An 18822-nucleotide genomic window follows, 5' to 3' on the forward strand; every position below is an offset into this window, starting at 1 on the left:
AGTCCTCGGACTCCACCCGGCTGAGTGCTGTGTACACGGTCTGCTGCTGTCGTCACACCATGGGTGTCGTCGATCAGTCCCGCGCGTGCACGCCCTTCTTGTGCAGACGGCTCTCGACGCCCCAGCGTGCGACGCTGACGAACGCTTCAGCCATCACGCCGCCGCTCATCTTCGACGTCCCGACCTCGCGCTCGGTAAAGGTGATCGGCACTTCGCGGACGTCGTATCCGGCCTGGATCGTGCGCCACGCCAGATCGATCTGGAAGCAGTAACCCGCCGACTCGACGGTGTCGAGCTCGATGGTTTCGAGGACGACACGGCGGTACGCCCGATAGCCCGCGGTGATGTCATGAACATTCGTTCCCAGCGCCACGCGCGCGTACGTGTTCGCGCCCCTGGACAACACCTCGCGGTACTTGGGCCAGTTCACCAGTTTGCCGCCTGCCACATACCGCGATCCGATGGCGAGGTCGGCGCCGTCGTTCACCGCATCGAACAAGCGGTACAACTGCTCAGGCGCATGGCTGCCGTCGGCGTCCATCTCGACGATGACGGCGTAATCGCGCTCGAGCCCCCACGCAAAGCCGGACAGGTAGGCCTTGCCCAGCCCGTCCTTCTCCACGCGGTGCATCACGTGAATTCGACGTCGGTCATCAGCGGCCGCGAGGTCGTCGGCCACGTCGCCGGTACCGTCGGGACTCGAATCGTCGACGATCAGGATGTGAGCGCCCGGCATGGCCGCCTGTACCCGCGTGACAATCCTCGGCAGGTTCTCGCGCTCGTTGAACGTGGGGATGACGACAAGGGAACGTGATCCGTCCGATGCGACGATCCGACCCTCGTCTTCACTGGTCGCACGCTCGCTACCCGTTGTCACCACGCTCCTCCGACTCCCTTGCATCGCCCTTCGCGGCCGGTGTTGCACCGACGCCGGCCCCGCGAGGCCCGAGAGTGAACCTATAACGACGCGCCAGAACGACCAAAAGCCCGCCCACCGTCACCACGACGATGATCCACTGTGGCCACGCACCGAGAACGGTCGCCACGGTCTTGGCCGAGTGCAACGGTAAGCGATCTGCCAGCACCGCAGGGGTGAACACGCCCGATTCACGACTGATCGAGCCGTCGGGTTCGATGATCGCGCTCACACCGCTGGTGGCGGCGACGACCACAGCCCGACCGTGCTCGACGGCGCGAAACTGCGACATGGCCAGCTGCTGGTACGTCATGTCCGTCTTGCCGAAGGTGGCGTTGTTGGTCGGTACGTACAGAATCCGGGCGCCGTCGTCGACCGCAGCCTTCGCGGATCGGTCGAATGCGATCTCCCAACAGGTCGACACACCGACGGTCACCTCGCCGGAGCGTCCCGGGACTCGGACGACCGAGGACCCGGTCCCCGGACGAAAGTTGCCCGCCATCGACGCGTACGACGAGAACATGCTGAAGAACGGGCGCCACGGCAGGTACTCGCCGAATGGCTGCACAATGTGCTTGTCGTAGCGGGCAACCGGCCCGTGCGCGCCATCCCAGACCAGGACCGTGTTGGTCGGTCGCCCGTCGGAGTTCATCACGAGCGTCCCGACCAGTATGGGCGCGCCGACCGAGATCGACGCGTCGGTGATCTCCTGTGCGGCGTCGGCATTGGTCAGCGGCGAGATGTCCGAGGCGTTCTCCGGCCAGGCGACCACGTCGGGTTGTTCTGCACTACCCGCGCGCACCGCATCGGCGAGACGCATCGTCTCGCGGACATGGTTGTCGAGGACCGCCCTGCGCTGTGCGTTGAAATCGAGGCCGAGTCGCGGCACGTTCCCCTGAATGGCCGCAACCTGTACCGATGACGAGGCGACGTTACGGTCGAGTGTGTCGGGTGTCAGTGCGATCGCGGCTATCGGGCCGACGAGTGCCAACACCACCGCAATGGCCGCGGGACGTGCCACCGACCCGGTGTCACCGCATATCACCCGGGAGCCGAGAACGACGACCAACCACGCCACCGCCCCGCCCAGCAATGCGATCGCAGCCGACACCCCTGGCGCACCGAGTACGGATGCCAGCGGGAGCAGCGGTCCGTCTACCTGGCTGAAAGCTGCCCTTCCCCAGGGAAATCCGCCGAACGGGAATGACGAGCGCAGCGCTTCGAGAGTGACCCACGACAACGCAAACCACACCGGTGGGCACGGCAGTCTCATGGTCAGGACCGCGCAGACCCCGAAGAGCGCCGAGTAGACCGCGAGCACGATCGACAGCGCGATCCACGGGAGCGGACCGACGTACACGCCGATCCAGGGCAGCAATGGGATGAAGAAGGCAAGTCCGAACACGAAGCCGATGAGAGCTCCCGCCCGGGCCCGGATCGGCCCGGCCAGTGCGAGAAACAACATGCCCATGGAGATGACCGCCATGAACCACCAGTTACGTGGTGGAAAGGCCGACCACATGGCGACGCCCGCGAGGAGTGCGAGTCCCGCACGCAACAGCAGCGGCAACCATCGGCTGCCGGTCACCGTCGACCACCGACGATCGGAGTGGGGGCCGTCCGACGGTGCGTCGAGGGTCGTCGTCGACTCGTCGACGGCGACGGGGCTTCGGCCGGCGTCTCCCCTCTTGTCGGCGTTGTCGGCCGTGTCGCTGTCGTTCACCGTGTCACTCACAGATCAGTTGCTCTCGGCGCGGTAGATGTCCCGTCCACGATGGACCGTCCGGACACATCGCGGCAGCGGTCGGCCCGGCGACACATCGGGAAGGGCGGGCACACGGGAGCGCGGGTCGAGCGACCAGCGCTGCACGCTCTCGTGTGAGCCCGCCACGACGAGTTCCTCGGCCTCCCAGATCGCGAAACTCGCGGGGGCGCCGACGGACAGCGTGCCCGTCAGACCGTCGTTGACTCCTCCCGCACGCCACCCGCCGCGTGTCGAGGCAGCGAAGGCACCGCGCGCCGAGATGGCATTACGCGGGTGATTGTGGTGGACCGCGGCACGAACAGTCGCCCACGGATCGATGGGTGTGACCGGCGAGTCCGACGAAAACGAGAGCGCGACACCTGCTTTCGCGAGTGTGGCGAAATCGTTGAGTCGCGCCGCGCGCTCGTCGCCGAGTCGCTGGTCGTAGAGATCGCCTGGCGCTCCCCACGTGGCGTCGAATTGCGGTTGCATACTGGCGACGACGCCGCACGCCGCGAGCGTCTGCGCCTGCGCGGCGTCGACCATCTCGGCGTGCTCGATTCGATGCGCGCGTGATGCGATCGCCGGTGTTCCGAGTTCTGCGGCCAGGGCGTCGAGTGCACTCACCACCGCCGCTGTGGCCGCGTCGCCGATCACGTGGAAGCCGGCCTGCAGGCCGGCTTCGGTGCACGCCCGGAGATGGTCGAGGACGCTTTCCGGAGAGACGTAGTTGATGCCCGTCGCCTCCGGTGCGTCGTGGTAGGGCTCGCGCAGCCACGCCGTGCGCGAGCCGATCGCGCCGTCGACGAAGAGGTCTCCCGCGAGTGCGTCGGCCCCGGTGATCGCCACGAGTTCGCGTGCGTGCTCGGCGTTCTGCGCCGCCTGTCCCCAATACCGTCTGACCTCGACCGGATGCTCGAGGTCGGCGATGGCGAGGAAGTCGTCGAGACCACTGATGTCGGGTCCGCCGTTCTCGTGAATGGCCACGACACCCACTTCCGCGGCCGCATCGAGTGCGCGTCGCTGTGCCAGTGTGCGTGACCGAGCACTCACCAGCGCTCTCGCCGCTGCGCGCACCATGTGGTGGGCTTCGGCGACCAGAGGTTCATCCGGGTGGTAGCCCTGTGCTTCCGCCAACCCGACGACCAGTCGCCGCAGCGCAGTGGATGCGACGGCCGAGTGCTCGTCGACTCGGGCGAGGTAGACGGGGCGGTTGCCGACGACTTCGTCGAGCTCGGCTGTCGTCGGAAAGCGGCCGTCGGATTCCTCGGCGCCCGACCACGTCGAGTTGTCCCAGCCACAACCCCAGATGAGCTCGCCCTCCCCCAGCGTGGCGACGTTCTCGGCGATTCTGAGCAGGCAGTCCGTGCGTGAGACGGCGTCGTTGAGGGTCAGTCCGGTGAGTGCGAGGCCGGTGGATGTCAGATGTACGTGCGCATCGACGAAAGCGGGGGCGACGAAGCGGCCCTCGAGATCGGTGATGTCGGCGTCGGGATGGAGGGCTCGTCCCACCGCGTCCGCGCCCACCCAGGTCACCACGCCGTCGGTGACAGCGAGTGCGGTCGCGTCCGGGGTTGCAGAGGAATAGACGGCTCCACCCAGGAGCAGTTCGGTTGCCACGATTGTCCAGTGTGCCCCCTGCGGGGGTATCGATGTGTCAGTGCCCCCGGGGGAGCTGAGGCCGATCGGCCGACCAGCCGGTTGCCGCGTCGGAACTCTCCGCGGAATAGGTGGGATCGTCGACGACGGTTCCGTCGATCACTGTCCCGCGCCTCACTCCGGCGGCACCGTAGAAACCTGCGCGATCCATCGCCGACATCATCGTGCGCGCGCCCAGTGCCGCCAACAGTGGCCGCAGGACACGGCGCGTCGGCGGCAACAGTGCGATCGTGCCGACCACGGTGGAGACCAGCCCGGGCAGGATCAGCAGGATCGACGAGGCCCCGACCACGGCGGTATCGGCGAGCGGAGTCCGGGCGTCGACCTCGTTGCGCGAGGCCCGGCGGAGTTCACCGAGCACCTTTCGGCCCTGCCAGCGCAGGATCAGAAATCCGACGAAGGAGGCCAGGAGGGTGATCAGGATCGCCCACGCGAAGCCCAGGGTCATCACCATGGCCACGAACACGGCGATCTCGATCACCAGGTAGACGAGGAAGTACGGGAAGCGCATTGCGGTGCCTTTCTGGTCCGGTGCGGGCGTGTCATGTGGCCCACCACCGCCCCGGAACTGTGCCATTCCTCCGTGTCAACGAACGAACGTCCGATTTTGCTCCCGGCCTACTCGGCCCGCCCCTCGATCTCGCCCTCCGCCTGTAGGTAGACCGACCGCAGCTGTGCGAGCATCTCAGCGGGCGGGGCCTCCCACAGCTCGCGGTCGACGGCTTCGAGCAGGCGCTCGGCGATACCGTGCAGAGCCCACGGATTCGACTGGTTCATGAACTCCTGATTGCGCTCGTCGAGCACGTAGGCCTCGGTGAGCTTCTCGTACATCCAGTCGGCGACCACGCCCGTGGTCGCGTCGTATCCGAACAGATAGTCGACGGTGGCTGCCATCTCGAAGGCGCCCTTGTAGCCGTGGCGCTGCATCGCGGTGATCCAGCGTGGGTTGACCACCCGCGCGCGGAAAACCCGACTCGTCTCTTCGGAGAGGGTGCGTGTGCGGACGGCGTCGGGGCGCGTCGAGTCACCGATGTAGGCCTCCGGGGACTGACCGGTCAATGCACGAACCGTCGCAACCATGCCGCCGTGGTATTGGAAATAGTCGTCCGAGTCGGCGATGTCGTGCTCACGGGTATCGGTGTTCTTCGCTGCGACCTTGATCCTGCGGTACGCCGAACGCATGTCGTCGACGGCTGCTACACCGTCGAGTTCGCGGCCGTAGGCGTAGCCGCCCCACTCGGTGTAGACACGCGCGAGGTCTTCGTCGCTGCGCCAGTCGCGGGAGTCGATCAGCTGCAGCAGTCCGGCCCCGTAGGTACCGGGTTTGGAGCCGAAGATCCGGGTCGTGGCGCGGCGTCGATCACCGTGGTCGGCCAGTGCCGCGCGCGCATGCGCCGCGACGAAGTTCTGCTCGTCCGGTTCGTCGGCCGACGCCGCGAGTCCGACCGCGTCGTCGAGCATCGTGACGACGTGGGGAAACGCGTCACGGAAGAAGCCGGAGATCCGGACCGTTACGTCGATACGGGGTCGACCGAGCTCGTCGAGGTCGATCAGTTCGAGTTCCCGGACCCGGCGCGAGGCCTCGTCCCAGACTGGCATCACCCCGAGCAACGCGAGGATCTCGGCGACGTCGTCCCCCGAGGTGCGCATCGCGCTGGTCCCCCACGCCGACAGCCCAACGGACGCCGGGTACTCACCGTGGTCGGTGAGATAACGCTCGAGGAGACTGTCGGCCATCGCACGCCCCGTCTCCCAGGCCAGCCGGGACGGGACCGCCTTGGGATCGACCGAATAGAAATTGCGACCGGTGGGCAGCACGTTGATCAGGCCACGTAGGGGCGAACCGCTCGGCCCCGCGGGAATGAATCCGCCGTCGAGGGCATGCAGAACACGGGGGATCTCTCCGGAGGTCTGTCGCAATCGCGGGACGACCTCGGTGGCGGCGAAACGCAGCACGTCCCCGACGGCCGTCGGATGCCCGGCGGCGGCGTTGTCGACGGCAGTCGACGACCAGTCCCCCTTCGCACAGACCGCTACGAGATCACGCGCGGTCGCTTCGACGCTGTCGACGTCGGTGCGCGCCGAGTCCGCCCCCTCGTCGAGTCCCAGTGCTTCGCGGAGGCCTGGCAGAGCCTCGGCGCCGCCCCACAACTGGCGCGCTCGCAGCATCGCGAGGACGAGGTCGACTTCGGCATCGTCGACCGGGGGCTCGCCGAGAACATGCAGTCCGTCGCGGATCTGGACGTCTTTGATCTCGCACAGCCAGCCGTCGACGTGCAGCAGCATGTCGTCGAAGACCTCCTCGTCCGGTCGCTCGGTCAATCCCAGGTCGTGATCCATCTTTGCCGCGGTCAGCAGTGTCCAGATCTGCTGCCGGATGGCGGGCAGTTTCGCCGGATCGAGTGTGGAGATGTTGGCGTGCTCGTCGAGGAGCTGCTCGAGACGTGCGATGTCGCCGTAGGACTCCGCCCTCGCCATCGGGGGGATCAGGTGGTCGACCAGTACGGCGTGCGCCCGACGTTTGGCCTGGGTGCCCTCACCGGGGTCGTTGACAAGGAAGGGATAGATGAGCGGGACGTCGCCGAGCGCGGCGTCGGTGCCGCACTGCGCCGACATTCCCAAGGTCTTTCCAGGTAGCCACTCGAGATTGCCATGCTTGCCGATGTGCACGATCGCATCGGCACCGAAACCGGGGATGTCGTGCACGTCTCCCGGCCGTCCTGCGAGCCACCGATACGACGCCAGATAGTGGTGCGATGGCGGAAGGTCAGGATCGTGGTAGATCGCGACGGGGTTCTCCCCGAATCCCCGGGGCGGCTGGACCATGATGGCGACGTTGCCGAATGTCAGTGCAGCCACGACGATCTCGCCATCCTTGTGCACCGACCGGTCGACGAACAGGTCGCCGGGAGCGGGACCCCAGTGTTGCTCGACTGCTCCGCACAATTCGTCGGGCAACGTGGCGAACCACTGTACGTAGTCGGCGGCGGACACCCGTATCGGGTTGGCTGCCAACGACTCTTCGGTGAGCCAATCGGCGTCCTGACCACCACGGTCGATGACGGCGTGGATCAATGCGTCCGAATCATCTTCTGCCAGTCCGGGAATGGCTTCGGGACCCGATTCGGCGCCGATGTCGTAGCCTGCGGCGCGCAGTGCATGCAACAGTCGCACCAAGCTCCGAGGGGTGTCGAGGCCGACGGCATTGCCGATCCGCGCGTGCTTCGTCGGATATGCCGACAGCATGAGGGCCACTCGACGATCGGCGGGGTGAATATGACGTAATCGGGCGTGCGACACAGCGATTCCCGCGACGCGGGCACAGCGCTCGGTGTCGGGTTGATACCAGGGCAGCCCGTTGTCGTCGAACTCCTTGAACGAGAACGGGACGGTGATGATCCGACCGTCGAACTCCGGGACGGCCACCTGGGTCGCGACGTCGAGTGGCGAGAGTCCGTCGTCGTTGGCGTCCCAATCGGCACGGGGTCCGGTGAGGCACAGTCCCTGCAGGATGGGGACATCGAGCGCGGCCAGGCGCTCGATGTTCCACGCCTCGTCATCTCCACCCGCTGAGGCGGTGGCCGGCGTGGCCCCACCGGCTGCGAGAACGGTGACCACAAGCGCGTCCGCGGTGGCCAGCAGTTCGACGAGATCGTCGGGTGCCGTGCGCAGCGACGCGCAGAAGATCGGGAGCGCCCGTGCGCCGCGGTCCTCGATGGCGGCGCACAGCGCGTCGACGTAGCGTGTGTTGCCCGCCAGGTGCTGAGCCCGGTAGTAGAGCACACCGATCACCGGCGCGGTTTCGGGAACCGCAGACGTCGGTTCGCGTTCGAGGATTCCCCACCCCGGGGTCTGCACGGGCGGTTCGAACCCGTGGCCGGTCAGCAATACCGTGTCCGAGAGGAAGTGGTGCAGATTGGTGAGGTTGGGCACGCCGCCGAACGCGAGATAGTTGTGAGCGTCGGCGGCCACGCCCGCGGGCACCGTCGACAACGCCATCAGGTCGGGATCTGGCTGCTGCTCTCCGGAGAGCACGACGACGGGCTTGCCCACCGCGAGGACGGCGTCGAGCCCCTCCTCCCACGCGCGGCGCCCGCCGAGAATCCGGACGACGGTGAGATCTGCATCGGCGACCATTCCGGGAACGTCGTCGAGGAGTACCCGGGACGGATTGGCAACGCGATAGTGCGCCTCGCAGGCGTCGGCGGTGATGAGGTCGGTGTCCGACGTGGACAGCAGCAGGATCATCGAAACTCCTCAGGCCTCAGTGCTCGCGCGGAGGCAGACGGGACAGGTCCGAGGTGGCAGGTCTGGCTTCGCAGGAGTTGCGGACTCTCGCGTCACAGTGGCGCGACCGCGCCGGAATCTCACCGGCTTCCACGCACCTCGTGCAGCTCAGCCTAGTGCAGCACGACGGGCGACAGCCCCGCACGTCTACCGAGCCGTCCGCGCACCGGCTCGACACCTACCCTGGATGGTGTGACCGACCCCGACGCCCCTTCGAGTTGCGCCATACCCGGTGGTGCCGGAGCTGATGTCTCCGCTGATCGGGCGGGGTCGACGCCTGCGCGCTCGACCTCCGATCGTTGTCCCGGAGTGTTCGCCCCGCATGCTGCCGCCGACGGTGCACTGGCACGGATCCGGTTGCTCGGTGGGGCGATCACCCCGGAGCAACTCGCGACGCTCGCGCGGGTGTCGGCGGACCACGGCGACGGGTTCATCGATCTGACAGCGCGAGCCAATGTGCAACTGCGCGGAATCACCGACGTCGACGCCGTCGCGAGCGAACTCGTCGACGCCGGACTGGTACCGAGCACCACCCACGAGAAGGTTCGCAACATCGAGGTCAGCCCGTTCACCGGCAGGGTGGGCGGGCTGCTGGACCTCCGGCCGGTGGTCCGTCGGCTCGACGAGGCACTGCGTGACGACGCCGAGCTCTCCGCCCTCTCCGGGCGTTTTCTGTTCGGTCTCGACGACGGTCACGCCGACATCGCGCGCGGCAACTGCGACGTCTGCGCGTATGCGCGCTCGGCAGCAGACGGTTCGGTCACGGTCGACATCCTCATCGACGGCGAGGATGTCGGTTCCGTCGGGAGCCCGGTCGATGTCATCGGTGCGCTGCTCGCGGTGGCACACGATCTGCTCGACATCGCGCCCGGCGCCTGGCGTGTGTCGGATCTGGCGCCGCGCGAGCGCTCCGCGCTGATCGAACGTAGTCGACGGCGGCTTGACGAGGCACACGCACAGGGTCGGAGTGCAGAAAGCCGGCGCCCAGAGGATGGGCACACAGCGGATGGACACGCACAGGATGGGCACGCACAGGATGGGCACGCACAGGATGGGCACGCAGAAGGAGTGCTCGCCGACGACAGGGTGGCCATCGAGGCCGCTGCTCCCCGGGTGGGTTGGTTCGATCAGTCCGATGGGAACGTGTTGCTCGGAGCCGTCGTCGAACTCGGACGGCTACCCGCCCGGCTCGCCGAGTTCATCGCGGCGGTGGGGGCTCCGGTCGTGTTCACCCCCGATCGTGAGATCCTCATCTGCGATCTCGGTGAAGGTGTCGCCGAGACTGTGGTCCGCGTGCTCGCGCCGATGGGACTCATCTTCGACGCCTCGTCACCGTGGACACAGGTGAGCGCGTGTGCCGGGGCGCCGGGTTGCGCTCACGGCCAGGCCCCCGTTCGAGTCGATGCCGTGGCGCGGGTGGAGTCGGGCGGTCCGGTCGCAGAACGCGAACACTGGGTGGGGTGCGACCGCGGATGCGGATCACCGCCGCAGCCGCACCGTCGAGTCGAGGCCACCGAATCGGGGTATCGGGCTACCCGTCGGTGAAGGTGTAGTCGGACAACGCGAACGTGTCCTGTGCCGTGACCGCCTCGCGCACCGACGTCGGACGGAACAATGGTGTCTCGCCTTTGCTGTTGAACCAGTAGGACCTCGACGACGCGCAGTTGCCGAGCGCGAACACCGAATCGGCGATTCTCGTCGTCATCTCGTCGTAGAAGCGCGAGTTGGCCGACTCTGTCACCTCGAACGTTCGCGCGCCGCGTCGCGACACCTCGCCGAACAGACGTGAGATGTGCCGCATCTGACACTCGACCGTGGTGAACCACGACAACCCGACCCAGGAGTACGGGCCGGCAGAGTTGAGGAAGTTGGGGAAGTACGGCATGGATACACCCTCGTATGCCTGAAATGCCGTGTCGCGCCACCACTTACCGAGGTTGCGACCCTCTCGTCCGATCACCTCGATCGCCGGCAGATTCTTCTCCCATACGTCGTAACCGGTAGCGAGGAGCAGCACGTCGACCGGTGTCTTGCGACCGTCGCGCGTGACGATCCCGTCGCGCTCGATGTGATCGATTCCGGCAGTCTCCAGGTGAACGTTGTCCCGGCCGAATGCGCGGTAGTAGTCGTTGGAGACCGTCGGACGTTTACAGCCGTAGTCATAAGACGGTGTCAGTGCCTGCCGGATCCCCCGGTCGCGCACCTGGGCGAAGCGGAACAGGGCGGCCAGCTTCTTGGCGCTGTCGTTGAGGGCACGGAACCGACGGTACTTCCACATGGCGATCAGCATGAGGATCTCCTGGGTCACGTCGGTGACCCAGCGAACTGCACGTTGAGTAGCGGGCACGCGACGGAATACCTCACGCATTGCTGCGGGGATCGGTAGATCGAGTTTCGGCATCACCCACATGGGAGTCCGTTGATAGACCGTGAGGTCACCGATCACCGGGGCTAGTTCGGGGATCACCTGCACCGCCGTCGAACCAGTGCCGATCATCGCCGCACGCTTACCCGTGAAGTCGTACTGGTCATCCCACCGTGCGGTGTGCACGATGTGTCCTTCGAAATCTTCGAGGCCGGGGATGTCGGGCGCGGCCGGTTGCGACAGAAAGCCTGTGGCGCACATCAGGAAGCGCGTGGTGAGTGTCTCGCCGTCGGCGAGTGTCACTTGCCACATCGACGCATCCTCGTCCCATGTCGCGCCCTCGACTGTGGTGTTGAAACGCATGAACCGCCGGATGTCGTACTTGTCGGCCACGTCGAGCGCATACTGCTTCAGCTCGGAACCCGGCGCATAGAGCTTGGACCAGTTCGGGTTCGGCTCGAACCAGAAGGAGAACGTCGGCGACGGAACGTCGACTGCGAGTCCAGGGTAACGATTCACATGCCATGTCCCGCCGAGATCGTCCTCGCGGTCGAGGATCAGGATGTTCTCGAATCCGAGTCGTGTGAATTGAATTGCCGAACCGATTCCCCCGAAACCCGCGCCGACGATGATGACGTCATGTTGCGGTGCGGTCATGGTGGACAACGCTACCCCATGAAACATCACCACGTCATGGGTCCTTCGGCGGTGATTCTGGCCTATCGTCGTCGACATGGACATTTCCGGAGCACGTGTTCTTCTGACCGGTGCCAGTGGCGGCATCGGTCACGCTCTCGCCGAATCTCTCGCGGCCCGCGGAGCTCGACTGATATTGAGTGGGCGGCGCGTAGAGACGGTCGAGGTACTGGCGAACAGGTTGTGCGGCACTGCAATTGCGGTCGATCTCGCCGAAGCTGACGGACCGCAACGCCTCGTGGCCGCGGCTGGGCGCGTCGATATCCTGGTCGCCAACGCCGGTCTGCCTGCGTCGGGTGAAGTCACCGACTATTCGATCGGCGACATCGACAGGGCACTCGCCGTCAACCTGCGCGCACCTATCATTCTGGCGAAACTGGTTGCAGAACAGATGATCCCACGCAACCAGGGTCAGCTCGTGTTCATGTCCTCCCTCTCAGGGAAGTCGGCATCCGCCAAGACCGCCCTGTACAACGGAACGAAGTTCGGAATCCGGGGCTTCGCTCTCGGACTACGAGAAGATCTGCGGCCCTACGGAATCGGTGTGTCGTCTATTTTTCCCGGACCGGTTCGTGATGCAGGGATGATCGCCGACTCCGAGGTGCGATTGCCGCGGCTCGGTACACGGACATCGGCTCAAGTGGCGCGAGCAACCGTCAACGCCATCGAGCGAAATCGGGCAGAAATCACTGTCGCGCCATGGGGATTGCGGGCCGCGACCTTCATGGGGGCGTTGGCACCGGACACGGCGGCTCGGTTGGCGCGCCTGTCGGGTAGTGACAAAGTGGTGGCGGCAATCAGCGAGGGGCAGCGACCGAAGCGCTGACCCCGCGCCGTCGACACGTCTTATGCGGCAGCTCTACTCGCGCCTCCGCTCCCGGACGATGCACCGCCCGAACCATTGGTGTTGTTCGACGACGGCGAGTCCGTGTCCGCGCGATGTTTACCGGTGTATCCGGAGCCGTCATCGGCCCGATGCCGACCAGCGCTCTGCTGTGTAGGTGACGTCGGTGAGTCGGACGCACTTCCGATCTGGGGAGCCTGGGTGGACGACGCGGCGGAGCCCGTGGCGGTGATGTCGGTCGGAGCACCCCCGGGAGTCGAGTCGCCCGACTGTGGAACCGGCTGCGGCTCGGGCAGTCTCGGAGTCGCGGCCGGCGTCTCCTGCCCCGGCAGGGCCGGGTGCGCGCGAGTGGGTGCCGCCGATGTGGGGTTCGACGCCGCGGCGTCGGCGGTGGGCTCGGCCGACTGGCCGGTGCCCCGAAGGTTCTGCAGTTCCTCGGAGTACGAGTCGGTTTCCGGTGCGGTGCGGGCGCCGCGGAGGGCCTCGTCGGCCGTGAGAGTGACCGACGTCCTGGCCGCGGACGTCTTGTGGATCACGGTGTTCGTGGTCCCGGGGGACGGCGTCGTCCCCTGTGCGGACAGTGCATTGACGAACGACTCCCTGATCATGGACGCGAGGTCTTCGGCGGATTCGACGGTGGTGCCGGTGGCGACACCCAATCCGCGGATGTTGGTGACGATGTTGCGCGCCACCAGCGTCGAGAGTGCATCGAGCTGATCGCCGAAGGCTGCCAGGTTCTCGGGGATGATCGTCGGTAGCTGCGGGATCATCGCCACCGAATCAGTCACGGACGCGACCCCGTCGGTGAAGATCTGATCCCAGGCCGCCTTCGTCCAGATGTTGGTCACCGGGACGTAGTCGTCGCGTTCCGGATCGGTGGGATCGTAGTTGTTCGCGGGGTTCAGGCTCCAGTCCTGATCGGTGAGCTTCTGACCGAGGTCGAATGCTGTGTAGTACTTGTCGAACAGCGCGAACTTCGGTAGTGATCCGGGAGCGCCCGCAACACCGAACAACTGGCACGGCAGGCAGTAGGTGCCATCGACGAACGGATTGAGTCCGTTGAACACCGCCTTACCGAAGTCGCCGTAGGCCTGTGCCCACTGGTCAGCTGTCGGACCCTGCTCGATCGTGCCGGTCGGATCGTCGGTGAGTGTCGCCCAGATCGCCTTGGCCGGTCCGAAGAAGTCGAGATGGACGGTCGTTCCCGACCACCACGGCTGTATTGCGACCTGGTCGCCGTCTGCATTCGTGTAGTACGGGTTCTTCGGATCGATCGTGTTGCGGATCTCGGGAAAGGTGTAGCCCTCGGGTGTCAGCAATTGCCACATCGGGACCTGGCCGTACTGCAGCATGTACAGCGGATCGCTGCACGGCCCCGGCACTCCGGTGCAGTTGGGTGTCATCGGAGCAAAGGTCGCGAGCGTCATCCAGAGTTGATCCGATTGCGCGGCAGCGACCTTCGGGATCGGCATGAGAAGCAGGCTGATCGCAGTGACCTTCTCGTAATCCTGCTGGTCGAAACCGACGACGTTGGTGGGGATGTACAACCACCAGTTGCCGGAGTCGTTGAACGCCTTGGTGGTCTGCTGCAGCGCCTGGTACTGCACCGCTGGGATGTTGGCCACCGTCTCGTAGACATTCGCGGGTATGTTCGCCACAGAACTCGCCGCATGTGCTTGTGCTCCGGGGGCGGCCAGTTGGGCGCCCAGCGCGGCTACGAGTCCTGCCCCCGCGACGGCGGCAGTCACCGCACCGCTTCGCTTCGTGGTTGTGCGGGAGACCGTTGTGCCACGGGACGACGGATTCCCGTGTACGGCCCCGGCGCCGTACGTGAACATGGTGTCGGTGGTTGACCTGGTCAATGCTCAGCTCTCTATCGCATGGATGGATGACTCGACACCGAGAACCGTCGATTCGCACTCCACGGGGCACAACTGCTTCCCCACGACCCGTGGTGGCTGTGGCTCTCGGCACACGCTCTCGGTCGTCTATCGGACCGACCAGCGCGCGTGTTACCTCGGAGGTGTGAGGGTCGCCTCGTCGGCGGGGTCGGGCTGCGGTGCGGAATCGGTTGTGCCCGTGCGCTGATCGCGTGATCGCGGCTCGGGAGGTCTTTCATCTCGTGGTCCCCCGTCCTGCGCTTCCTTGTGTTTCGGTTGCTCGTCAATGGGCCGCAGCCACGCGCGCACCCCGTAGCCGTCGAGGTGGGTCACCTCACCCACAGGCCGTCGCGCAGACGGCCCGTACCGGCCGCGCGGCCATCCCATCGGCACGATGCACAACGGCGTGACGTTGACGGGGAGGTCGAGAATTCGACGCGCCGAGGTGAGATTCCACAGCGGCATGGTGGTCAGTGACGCACCGAGCCCCATCGCACGAGCGGCGAGGAGCAGGTTCTGCACGCTGGGGTAGATCGATCCCCAGTAGCCCGATTCCGCTGGATGCGGCATCCGGAGACCGGTGACGCGGCCCTCACGAACCCCGAGTCGCAGACAGGCGACGACGAGCACGGGTATCTCCTCGAAATGGTCCACCTGCCACTGGACGGCCTTCACCGTGCGTGCGCTCGCGTCGTCCTCCCGCACCAGATAGCGAAGCGCGAAGCGGGTGTACAGATTCCATGCCTGGCGGTAGCGGCGCGCGAGCTTCTCCTTGACCGCGCGGTCCTTGACGACGACGAATTCCCACTGCTGTCCGTTGTTGCCGGTCGGAGCCTGCAGGGCGAGTTCGATACACCGCAATATCACCGCGTCGTCGACCGGGTCCGGCAGCACTCTGCGTATCGCGCGTTGCGTCATCATTGCCTCACCCAGGGGCATGTCCAGGCGTGCGAAGGCTTCTTCCGGGGTCGGAATGGGCGTCGATCGTCGCGTCTGATCACCCATGAGCACGCACCCAGTCGGTGGTGAAATCCTGGATCTCCGGAATGTGTTGGCTGAACTGTTCTCCCACGTAGCTCTCGATCCGTCCGCCGACGACGGGAACCGGGAAGCGCACGACCCCGGAGAACGTCAGGTGTGATCCCGAGCCGCGCGGGGTCATTCGCGCACTCCCCCCGCCCGAGCCCGGGGCGCCAATCACCTCGACGACGAGTTCGCCGGTGACATCCCCGTTTCCCCGGGGGATCCACGTCTCAGTCGTCTTGACCTGCAGATCCCCGCGATAGACCTTCGTCAGCAGGGACGGCAGGCCATCTCGCCGGAGATCCTGCACGGTGACGATGTCGACCCGACCGGTGTCGTGAACGGTGAGTTGGTCGACAACAGTACGCGTACCGAAGGTCTCGAATCTGTCGTGCCAGTACGCGGCCGTGCCGAAGGCGTCGAGGACACGGGTGGTGCTGATCGGCGACTCGACGTCGACCTCGAATGTCTTGGGCATCAGACCCTCTCCTGAGCCAGTTGTTCGATGAGCCCTGCGGCGAAATCGCGTGACGCCGCGAGATCGCGCGAGCCGACGTTCGTCGGCGGAATGCGTATGCCCAGATAGGATTCGCGGTAGTCCCCGGAACCGAGATAGCTCGTCAACGACAACATCGAACGCAGCTGGTCGCCCGGATACTGGACGTGTATACCTCCCAGGTAGCGCCCGCCCTGCCACTGACCGAGTCTGCGCACCTCGTCGAGGTTTCCCTTCCAACTGTCCCTGCACACCACGACCACGGCGAACGGCGTGCCCGCCAGCACTCGGCGCGCGTCGTCGGATGTCAGGAACGACCGGATCGGAATACTGGCTTTGCTCCACCACGTCGGGGAGCCGATGCAGACGAGGTCGTACCGGCCGTCCCGGACGGTGTCGGGTACCGCGATGGATCCGGTGGCCCTCCTGCTCTGCGCGGGAAGCACGCTCAACATATCCGGCCACACCCTACGCATGGGGAAACGGGAGAAACGGTCCGCATACCGGGTGTCGGTGAACTCGATGTCGGCGTCCACGACTTCCCATCCCCGCGCGCGGAACTCGTCGGCAGCCGCCGCCAGCATTGCCCGTGATTGTCCGGTGTAGCTGTAGGAGACCATCAGGACGCGTGGAGCACGCTGAGGGCCGTTCTGATCGGAATCGCTCACCGGTCTACCTCTCGTCAGTGAATTGATGGTCGGTGAATTGATCGTCTGGGGACTGATGGTTCGGAGATGACAAAGGTTCAGGCATCCGACATCGCGCATGAATCCTGTTCGCGCATTTGGCCGATGGCGCAGCGCGTCGTCGACCACTAGTGTGTTGCCAATGACCGACAAGGCCGTCGTGGACCTCACCGGTGCCGCGAAGACGATGCTCACAACTCTGTACCTGAAGGCGCTCGATGCCCGGTTCGCCGAACCGGTGTTGGGTGACGCGTTCGCCCGCGATGCGGTCGAGCGGCTCGACTTCGACTGGGACAGCCTGGGAGTCACCGCCAGGTGGGCGCCGATCGTCACGGTACGCACTGCCCTCTACGACGTGTGGGCTCGTGAATTCCTTGCGCAACAGACCAATGCCACGGTGATCCACATCGGTTGCGGTCTCGACGCTCGGGTTTTCCGACTCGACCCCGGACCTGATGTTCGTTGGTACGACTGCGATTTCGCCGACGTGATCGCTCTGCGTGAGCAGATCTACCCGAACCGGGAGAACTATCACCTGATCAAGACGTCGGCAACGGATCCCTCGTGGCTCCAACAGATCCCGGCGGATGGTCCGGTGCTCTTCCTCGCGGAGGGAATCAGCATGTACCTCACGCAGGACGAGGGAACCGCGCTGTTGCGTCGCGTGGTCGACAGATTCGGCTCCGGAGAGATCCAGATCGATTTCTACAACTGGCTCGCGATCAAGACGCAGAAGATGCACATGCTCAACAGGCGTTCCGGGTCGACCCTGTTCTGGGCTGTGAACGAGCCGGGAGAGGTCGTCGACGCGGTCCCCGGTCTGCGCCTGGTGGACGACACCACCCTGTTCGACGCGCCGACGTTCGATCGGGTGCGGGGGGGATTCCGTGCGGCGCGCACCGTCTCGCGGTTGGCGCCTGCTGCTCGGAAATCGTTGCAATATCATCGATTCGCTTTCTGAGGGTCAGCCGACGCGGTCGGCGACCGCGTGTGCGGCGAGCTCATTGAGCAGCTCCTCGATGGCTGCGATCGAGCGTTCCGGATCGACCCCGTGCGTGTGGTATTCCACCATGAGTCGACCGTCGAAGATCTTGCTCGTGTACATCTCGATTCCGCCACCGACCTGGAAGTACAGTTCGCCATGCACTGCGGTCAACGTCACGTCCGGGGGTGTACGCATCGGTGGGATGATTCCGTTGTCGGTCATCATGACCACGTCGGGCAGCCCCGGTGGATTGCCGTCGTACTGCGGGGTGAAGTGCAGCAACGACTGGGCGATGACGCCCTCGTCGAGATCGGTGCGGTATGCCTCTGAAATGGCCTTCGCGAGCTTGAGAACATCTGTGTTGCGGTCGATCTCGGCGAGGTACGTACCCACGCCGACGGGATTGGTGGCCGCCGTCGCCGTGACAGGCGGTGTGAGGATGTAACGCAGATCAACCGGGTAGATGTACGGGACGGGGATGGCGCGTTCGCCACGGAGTCGCCACTCCGCGATGAGAATTGTCGCAGACAACACGCCGTTGAGGCTGATCCTGTGCTCCCTGGCGTATGCGGTGATCGCGCGCGTGCGTTCCGCACTGATCTGACACCAGGCCATCGGAACTCTCATCGGTGCGGCGGGACGCTGCGACGATGTCGCGCGTCGCGACGGAGGTAGGTCGTAGGCGAACAACGCAGGCATGAACCGCTCGAGTCCCGAACGTGGCAGTTTGACGACGCCGCGGTCGGCCAGCACGCTCTCCAACGAGGCCGGCGCCGGCTCTATCGGTCCCGGCCGAAAGTCTCCTGTGGTGACGAGATCGGTGTAGTAGGAGAACAATTCCTCGATCAGGCTGAACTGGTGATGGCCGTCGGCAAGACTGTGATGAACGTAGAGCGTGGCCTGTACCGACGCCGGGAGGATCACCAGGCGCAGGTGGACCAGGGTTTCGGTCTGGTCGAAGAGGATCGGTGCGATGTCCGCATCGACGTCGGTCGCATGTACGACGATGATCCCGGGATGCATCAGGTCGTCGACGACGATGTCCCATCGTCCGTCGGATGCCCTCTCCAGATGTCCACCGAGTACGGGATGTGTGTCGAGCAGGGCGTCGAATGCTTCCGCCAACGCGTCGACGTCGAGCGGTCCGTCCAGATGCGCTCCGAGACCGACGAAGTTGTGTGTCTCGGCGAACATCTCCTCGCTTTTCGCGAGCTTCCTGACTGTGGAGGTTGAACTCATCT

14 protein-coding genes are annotated in these 18822 nt (G+C 65.5%); 3 read left to right on the forward strand and 11 right to left on the reverse strand.

Going from position 1 to position 18822, the window contains the following annotated elements:
- Positions 1–73: 73 nt before the first annotated feature.
- The 5 genes from LK459_RS21290 to cobN form a co-directional block, all read right to left on the reverse strand.
- Positions 74–880 carry a polyprenol monophosphomannose synthase gene (locus tag LK459_RS21290; RefSeq protein ID WP_227920618.1) on the reverse strand — a complete coding sequence of 269 codons (807 nt, stop codon included), beginning with the start codon at positions 878–880 and terminating at the stop codon, positions 74–76.
- A complete protein-coding gene (lnt, locus tag LK459_RS21295) occupies positions 864–2438 on the reverse strand; it encodes an apolipoprotein N-acyltransferase (protein ID WP_227923931.1) in 1575 nt (524 codons plus the stop codon). Before lnt ends, LK459_RS21290 begins: the two co-directional genes overlap by 17 nt.
- A 216-nt stretch (positions 2439–2654) precedes the next feature.
- A complete protein-coding gene (locus tag LK459_RS21300) occupies positions 2655–4280 on the reverse strand; it encodes an amidohydrolase (RefSeq protein WP_007240857.1) in 1626 nt (541 codons plus the stop codon).
- Between the two features lie 37 nt (positions 4281–4317).
- A complete protein-coding gene (locus tag LK459_RS21305) occupies positions 4318–4830 on the reverse strand; it encodes an FxsA family protein (protein WP_227923932.1) in 513 nt (170 codons plus the stop codon).
- Between the two features lie 107 nt (positions 4831–4937).
- Positions 4938–8567, reverse strand: a complete 3630-nt coding sequence (cobN, locus tag LK459_RS21310; RefSeq protein ID WP_227920619.1) for a cobaltochelatase subunit CobN — start codon at positions 8565–8567, stop codon at positions 4938–4940.
- A gap of 348 nt (positions 8568–8915) precedes the next feature.
- Here cobN and LK459_RS21315 point away from each other — a divergent pair, with 348 nt between their 5' ends.
- Positions 8916–10151, forward strand: a complete 1236-nt coding sequence (locus LK459_RS21315; protein WP_227923934.1) for a nitrite/sulfite reductase — start codon at positions 8916–8918, stop codon at positions 10149–10151.
- Here LK459_RS21315 and LK459_RS21320 read toward each other — a convergent pair.
- Positions 10138–11628, reverse strand: coding sequence for a flavin-containing monooxygenase (locus LK459_RS21320; RefSeq protein WP_227920621.1), 1491 nt, complete (start codon positions 11626–11628; stop codon positions 10138–10140). The genes LK459_RS21315 and LK459_RS21320 overlap by 14 nt on opposite strands.
- Before the next feature lie 76 nt (positions 11629–11704).
- On the opposite strand from LK459_RS21320, the gene LK459_RS21325 reads away from it, so the two are divergent.
- Complete coding sequence (locus LK459_RS21325) at positions 11705–12493, forward strand: SDR family NAD(P)-dependent oxidoreductase (RefSeq protein WP_227920623.1); 789 nt, start codon at positions 11705–11707, stop codon at positions 12491–12493.
- Between the two features lie 20 nt (positions 12494–12513).
- Here LK459_RS21325 and LK459_RS21330 read toward each other — a convergent pair whose 3' ends face one another.
- The 4 genes from LK459_RS21330 to LK459_RS21345 all read right to left on the reverse strand — a co-directional run bounded on the left by LK459_RS21330 (position 12514) and on the right by LK459_RS21345 (position 16578).
- A complete protein-coding gene (locus LK459_RS21330) occupies positions 12514–14259 on the reverse strand; it encodes a hypothetical protein (RefSeq protein ID WP_227920625.1) in 1746 nt (581 codons plus the stop codon).
- Positions 14260–14523: 264 nt separating this feature from the next.
- The gene (locus tag LK459_RS21335) at positions 14524–15396 is read right to left on the reverse strand and encodes a nitroreductase family protein (protein ID WP_007237051.1); all 873 of its coding nucleotides are present in this window, start codon (positions 15394–15396) and stop codon (positions 14524–14526) included.
- Positions 15389–15892, reverse strand: a complete 504-nt coding sequence (locus tag LK459_RS21340) for a DUF2505 domain-containing protein (RefSeq protein ID WP_007237052.1) — start codon at positions 15890–15892, stop codon at positions 15389–15391. Before LK459_RS21340 ends, LK459_RS21335 begins: the two co-directional genes overlap by 8 nt.
- Entirely contained in the window at positions 15892–16578 is a 687-nt protein-coding gene (locus tag LK459_RS21345; RefSeq protein ID WP_227920627.1) for a flavodoxin family protein, read from the reverse strand. The genes LK459_RS21340 and LK459_RS21345 overlap by 1 nt, the downstream gene beginning before the upstream one ends.
- A 160-nt stretch (positions 16579–16738) precedes the next feature.
- Here LK459_RS21345 and LK459_RS21350 point away from each other — a divergent pair, with 160 nt between their 5' ends.
- Positions 16739–17557, forward strand: a complete 819-nt coding sequence (locus LK459_RS21350; RefSeq protein ID WP_227920629.1) for a class I SAM-dependent methyltransferase — start codon at positions 16739–16741, stop codon at positions 17555–17557.
- A 3-nt stretch (positions 17558–17560) separates the two neighbouring features.
- Here the strand turns inward: LK459_RS21350 and LK459_RS21355 are convergent, their stop codons facing one another.
- Positions 17561–18820, reverse strand: a complete 1260-nt coding sequence (locus LK459_RS21355) for a phthiocerol/phthiodiolone dimycocerosyl transferase family protein (RefSeq protein ID WP_227920633.1) — start codon at positions 18818–18820, stop codon at positions 17561–17563.
- Positions 18821–18822 lie beyond the last annotated feature (2 nt).

The sequence above is a fragment of the Gordonia otitidis genome, assembly GCF_020735545.1.
Taxonomy (GTDB): domain Bacteria; phylum Actinomycetota; class Actinomycetes; order Mycobacteriales; family Mycobacteriaceae; genus Gordonia; species Gordonia otitidis.

What these genes read in the sequence shown, in the direction of transcription:
- LK459_RS21305 (WP_227923932.1), bottom strand. Translation starts at nt 4,830, where the DNA reads ATGCGCTTCCCGTACTTCCTCGTCTACCTGGTGATCGAGATCGCCGTG.
- cobN (WP_227920619.1), bottom strand. Translation starts at nt 8,567, where the DNA reads ATGATCCTGCTGCTGTCCACGTCGGACACCGACCTCATCACCGCCGAC.
- LK459_RS21325 (WP_227920623.1), top strand. Translation starts at nt 11,705, where the DNA reads ATGGACATTTCCGGAGCACGTGTTCTTCTGACCGGTGCCAGTGGCGGC.
- LK459_RS21355 (WP_227920633.1), bottom strand. Translation starts at nt 18,820, where the DNA reads ATGAGTTCAACCTCCACAGTCAGGAAGCTCGCGAAAAGCGAGGAGATG.
- LK459_RS21350 (WP_227920629.1), top strand. Translation starts at nt 16,739, where the DNA reads ATGACCGACAAGGCCGTCGTGGACCTCACCGGTGCCGCGAAGACGATG.
- LK459_RS21335 (WP_007237051.1), bottom strand. Translation starts at nt 15,396, where the DNA reads ATGGGTGATCAGACGCGACGATCGACGCCCATTCCGACCCCGGAAGAA.
- lnt (WP_227923931.1), bottom strand. Translation starts at nt 2,438, where the DNA reads ATGTGGTCGGCCTTTCCACCACGTAACTGGTGGTTCATGGCGGTCATC.
- LK459_RS21320 (WP_227920621.1), bottom strand. Translation starts at nt 11,628, where the DNA reads ATGACCGCACCGCAACATGACGTCATCATCGTCGGCGCGGGTTTCGGG.
- LK459_RS21340 (WP_007237052.1), bottom strand. Translation starts at nt 15,892, where the DNA reads ATGCCCAAGACATTCGAGGTCGACGTCGAGTCGCCGATCAGCACCACC.